The following is a 4,517-nucleotide window of genomic DNA, read 5'->3' on the forward strand; positions in this document are numbered from 1 at the left end:
GGCGACGCCGGGACGCCCAAGCGGTGCCTGCCCTCGGCCCCCCGCCTCCGGGATGTCCGGTGCGGTGCGGACGGGCGGCAATATCCCCTGCTTACCGTCGGCGGCGGGACGAACCGCAACTACAAGCCCGGCGATCCGGTTCAGGACGATTTTTACCTCCAGATGCAGGGGCGTGAAGTCTTCAAGCAGGCTGTGCGCAGCCTTTCCGCCGTCTGCTCCGAACTGCTGGAGGACAACGGTCTGACGCTCGAAGACATCGACCTGTTCATTCCGCATCAGGCAAACCTCCGCATCATCGAAGCCGTGGGAGACCGCCTCAAGCTTGGAAGCGAAAAAATATTCGTCAACCTTGATGAATACGGCAACACGTCGGCGGCATCCATTCCGCTGGGTATCGGCGACGCCTGCGCGCAGGGCCGCATCCGCCCGGGGTCTCGCGTCTTGTTGAGCGCCTTCGGCGGAGGCTTCACGTGGGGAGCCGCATTGCTGGAGTTCTAGCCGCTTTTCCGGCCGGCATCCGTGTTGAATTCTGATTTCTTTTGAGCTACAAACAGCTGAATACAGCATCAAGGTGAGAGACATGAGCGAACAACTTTCCACCGCCCTCGTGACCGGCGGCTCCAGAGGTATCGGCAAGGCTATTGCGGAGACGCTGGCGAAGGCCGGATATCAGGTGTATCTCACCTATGTCAGCAAGGCTGATGAAGCTGAAGCCGTGGCCCGGAACATTGTGGCGGCGGGCGGAAAAGCCTGTGCCTTTCGCCTTGACGTCGCCGACGCCGAAGCGGTCGCGGCGTTCTTCAAAGAGCGTATCAAGGATCAGGTCGAGTTGGACGTGCTGGTCAACAACGCGGGCATCACCAAAGATGGCCTGATGCTGCGCATGAAAGACGAAGATTTTGACCGCGTCATCCAGACCAACCTGCGCGGCGCATTCGTCTGTGTCCGCGAGGCCGCCAAGATCATGACCCGCCAGCGTCACGGGCGGATCATCAATATCAGCTCCGTGGTCGGACAGATGGGCAATGCAGGGCAGATCAATTACGCTTCCGCCAAGGCGGGCCTCATCGGCCTGACCAAGTCCGCGGCCAAGGAGCTGGCCGGTCGTAACGTCACCGTCAACGCGGTCGCCCCCGGTTTCGTGGAAACCGATATGACCGCCAGCCTGCCCGATGACGTCCGCGCCGCCTATATTGATGCCATCCCCTTGAAACGTCTGGGAACGCCTCAGGACATCGCTGATGCCGTAGCTTTTCTGGCTTCGCCGGGAGCCGGATACATTACAGGACAGGTTATCGCCGTCAACGGCGGAATGTACTGTTAATCGCCGCGCCGCGTTTGCGGCGCGAACCGGCGGATTCCGTTTCGCGGAAGCGTCGACACAAGGAACGGGGCATTATGCCCCACTGCAACACAAAAAGAACAAAACCGGGAGGATTCCCCCATGTCCGTTGAAGAACAGGTCAAAAAGATCATCATGGAACAGCTTGGCGTGACCGCCGAAGAAGTGAAGCCCGAAGCCTCTTTCGTTGAAGACCTCGGTGCCGACTCCCTCGACCTCACCGAACTCATCATGGCCATGGAAGAAGCCTTTGACGTGGAAATCGCCGACGACGACGCCCAGAAGATCCTGAAGGTCAAGGACGCCATCTCCTACGTGCAGAACCACACGAACTAAGCCTCGTTTTGTTCGAAGCACGGGAAACGAGAGCGGAGACGGCGGCCCGCGCGGGCGTTGTTCCTTCCGTTCCTGTTGCGCCAGAGTATTCTACCGGGCGTCTTGTGATTCAAATCATAAGGCGCTCGACCACTTTTTGCTTCATGAGGGAATTATGAGCCGCAAACGCGTTGTTGTAACCGGTCTCTCTGCGCTGACGCCGCTCGGCGGCAACGTCACCGAAACCTGGGATAATCTTCTTGCGGGGAAGTCGGGCATCGGGCCCATCACCCTCTTTGACGCCTCCGGCTTTGATTCCCGCATTGCCGGCGAAGTCAAAGGGTTCGATCCTGAAGCCTACGGCGTTCCCGCCAAACAGGCTCGCCGTATGGACCGCTTCGTCCAGTTCGCCGTCGCCGCGGGCAACATGCTGGTGGAGCATTCCGGCCTCGTCATCAATGACGACAACGCCGGTCGGGTCAGCGTCATCCTCGGCGTGGGGCTCGGCGGCCTGCACACCATCGAAGTGTTCCACTCCCGCCTCGTCGAGGCCGGGCCGGGCAAGGTTTCCCCCTTCATGATCCCCATGCTGATCTCCAACATGGCCCCGGGCCAGCTTGCCATCGCCACGGGTGCCAAGGGCGCGAACATGGTGCTCACCAGCGCCTGCGCTTCGGGCACGCACGCCATCGGCGCGGCCTATACCGAGATCGTCATGGGCCGTTGCGACGCCTGCATCTCCGGCGGCGTGGAAGCGACCGTCACGCCCATGGGCATTTCCGGCTTTACCGCGCTGAAGGCGCTCTCCACGGCGCACAACGACGATCCCGAAAAGGCTTCCCGCCCCTTTGACAAGGACCGCGACGGCTTTGTCATGGGTGAAGGCGCGGGCCTGCTCATGCTGGAAAGCCTCGAGCACGCTCAGGCGCGCGGCGCGACCATCTACGCCGAAATCATAGGCGCGGGCTCGTCCGATGACGCCTTCCACATGACAGCTCCCCGCGACGACGGTGAAGGCATGATCGCCGCCATGCAACGCGCCATCGCCGACGCGGGCGTCAGCCCCGACGTGGTGGACCACATCAACGCGCACGCCACCTCGACCCATCTCGGCGACATCTGCGAGACCGGCGCCGTCAAGCAGGTCTTCGGCGAACGCGCCTACCAGATTGCCATCTCCGCGACCAAGTCCCAGACCGGCCACCTGCTTGGGGCCGCCGGCGGCGTGGAGGCCGTGTTCTCCGTGCTTGCCCTGCATACCGGCTATGTTCCCGGCACGATCAACTATGAGACGCCCGATCCGGAATGCGACCTCAACTGCATGACCGACGGTGCCAAGAAGCTTGATCCGCAGTACGCGCTCTCGAACTCCTTCGGTTTCGGCGGTACGAACGGCAGCATCCTGTTCAAGAAATTCACGGCGTAACTCCCCTTTCAGGGGAACCACGCGGTTGCATCTCTAAACTCTCATCGGAGCGTCCAATGGACCATATTCTTCTTGAAGATCCCGAACTGGCACGCGCTTTCCTGCTGGAAAGCGATCGGCAGATGAGCAAATTGGAGCTCATCGCCTCCGAAAACTTCGTCTCTTCCGCCGTTCGGGAAGCGCAGGGAAGCGTCTTCACGCATAAGTACGCCGAGGGTTACCCGGGCAAGCGGTACTACGGCGGCTGCGAATTCGTGGATATCGCCGAAAACCTTGCCATCGAGCGCGCCAAACAGCTGTTCGGCTGCGACTACGTCAACGTGCAGCCCCACTCCGGCAGCCAGGCGAACATGGCTTCTTATTTCGCGCTGGCCAAACCCGGTGATACCATTCTGGGCATGAACCTGTCCCACGGCGGTCACCTGACGCACGGCAGCCCGGTGAACTTCTCCGGCCGCCTGTTCAATGTGGTTTCCTACGGCGTGGACAAGGACACCTGCCTCATCGACTATGAAGAAGTGCGCCGCCTCGCCCATGAGCACCGTCCCACGGTCATCGTGGCGGGCGCCAGCGCCTATCCCCGTACCATCGACTTCGCCAAGTTCCGCGCCATCGCCGACGAAGTGGACGCCAAACTGTTCGTGGACATGGCCCACATCGCCGGCCTCGTGGCCGCCGGGCTCCATCCCACGCCTATCGGACACGCCCACGTCACCACGACCACGACCCACAAGACCCTGCGCGGTCCTCGCGGCGGCATGATTCTGTCCGACGAATCCTTCGGCAAGACGCTCAACAGCCAGATCTTCCCCGGCATTCAGGGCGGCCCGCTCATGCACATCGTCGCTGCCAAGGCAGTGGCCTTCGGCGAAGCCCTGCGTCCCCGCTTCAAGGACTATCAGGCGCAGGTGCTCAGGAACACCGTGACACTGGGCGAAGAGCTCAAGAACGCCAAGTTCAATCTCGTCTCCGGCGGCACGGACAACCATCTGCTGCTCGTCGACCTGACCAGCAAGGACATCACCGGCAAGGACGCCGAGCACGCCCTCGACGCCGCCGGCATCACCGTGAACAAGAACACCGTGCCTTTCGAAACCCGTTCCCCGTTCGTGACCTCCGGCATCCGCATCGGAACGCCCGCGCTCACGACCCGCGGTTTCCGCGAGCAGGACATGGTCAAGGTGGCGGGCTGGATCGACGCCGCCATCGCCAACGCCGGCAACGAAACCCGTCTCGCTGAGATCAGCAAGGAAGTGGCCGTGTTTGCGCGCCAGTTCCCGCTGTTCGCCTGGTAGACTTGCAGGGCCCTGCCCTGCACCCGCCGGGCTGCCGCCCGGACCTGCCCGGGGGGAATGATTCCCCCCGGCCCCCTCGGTAACGGATACGCGCCGTTTCCGAAGGTAGTACAAGCTCTTGCTTGCTTCTTAAAAGCTC

Annotated in this window: 5 protein-coding genes; all 5 read left to right on the plus strand. The window is 62.0% G+C overall.

Annotated features, from left to right (window positions below; genetic code table 11):
* A partial coding sequence (locus HMPREF0178_RS18875; RefSeq protein WP_009369159.1) for a 3-oxoacyl-[acyl-carrier-protein] synthase III C-terminal domain-containing protein occupies window positions 1-498 on the plus strand: 498 nt, incomplete at its 5' end.
* A gap of 82 nt (window positions 499-580) precedes the next feature.
* Window positions 581-1,324: a 3-oxoacyl-[acyl-carrier-protein] reductase gene (gene fabG, locus HMPREF0178_RS18880; protein WP_005025804.1), complete on the plus strand. Its 744-nt coding sequence runs from the start codon at window positions 581-583 to the stop codon at window positions 1,322-1,324.
* Window positions 1,325-1,444: 120 nt separating this feature from the next.
* Window positions 1,445-1,678, plus strand: a complete 234-nt coding sequence (acpP, locus tag HMPREF0178_RS18885; RefSeq protein WP_005025799.1) for an acyl carrier protein — start codon at window positions 1,445-1,447, stop codon at window positions 1,676-1,678.
* A gap of 154 nt (window positions 1,679-1,832) precedes the next feature.
* Window positions 1,833-3,083 carry a beta-ketoacyl-ACP synthase II gene (gene fabF, locus HMPREF0178_RS18890; RefSeq protein ID WP_005025798.1) on the plus strand — a complete coding sequence of 417 codons (1,251 nt, stop codon included), beginning with the start codon at window positions 1,833-1,835 and terminating at the stop codon, window positions 3,081-3,083.
* A gap of 56 nt (window positions 3,084-3,139) precedes the next feature.
* A complete protein-coding gene (glyA, locus tag HMPREF0178_RS18895) occupies window positions 3,140-4,378 on the plus strand; it encodes a serine hydroxymethyltransferase (protein WP_009369160.1) in 1,239 nt (412 codons plus the stop codon).
* The last annotated feature ends 139 nt before the right edge of the window (window positions 4,379-4,517 follow it).

Origin of the sequence: Bilophila sp. 4_1_30 (assembly GCF_000224655.1) — a bacterium.
Lineage (GTDB): Bacteria > Desulfobacterota > Desulfovibrionia > Desulfovibrionales > Desulfovibrionaceae > Bilophila > Bilophila wadsworthia.

What these genes read in the sequence shown, in the direction of transcription:
- fabG (WP_005025804.1), top strand. Translation starts at nt 581, where the DNA reads ATGAGCGAACAACTTTCCACCGCCCTCGTGACCGGCGGCTCCAGAGGT.
- acpP (WP_005025799.1), top strand. Translation starts at nt 1,445, where the DNA reads ATGTCCGTTGAAGAACAGGTCAAAAAGATCATCATGGAACAGCTTGGC.
- fabF (WP_005025798.1), top strand. Translation starts at nt 1,833, where the DNA reads ATGAGCCGCAAACGCGTTGTTGTAACCGGTCTCTCTGCGCTGACGCCG.
- glyA (WP_009369160.1), top strand. Translation starts at nt 3,140, where the DNA reads ATGGACCATATTCTTCTTGAAGATCCCGAACTGGCACGCGCTTTCCTG.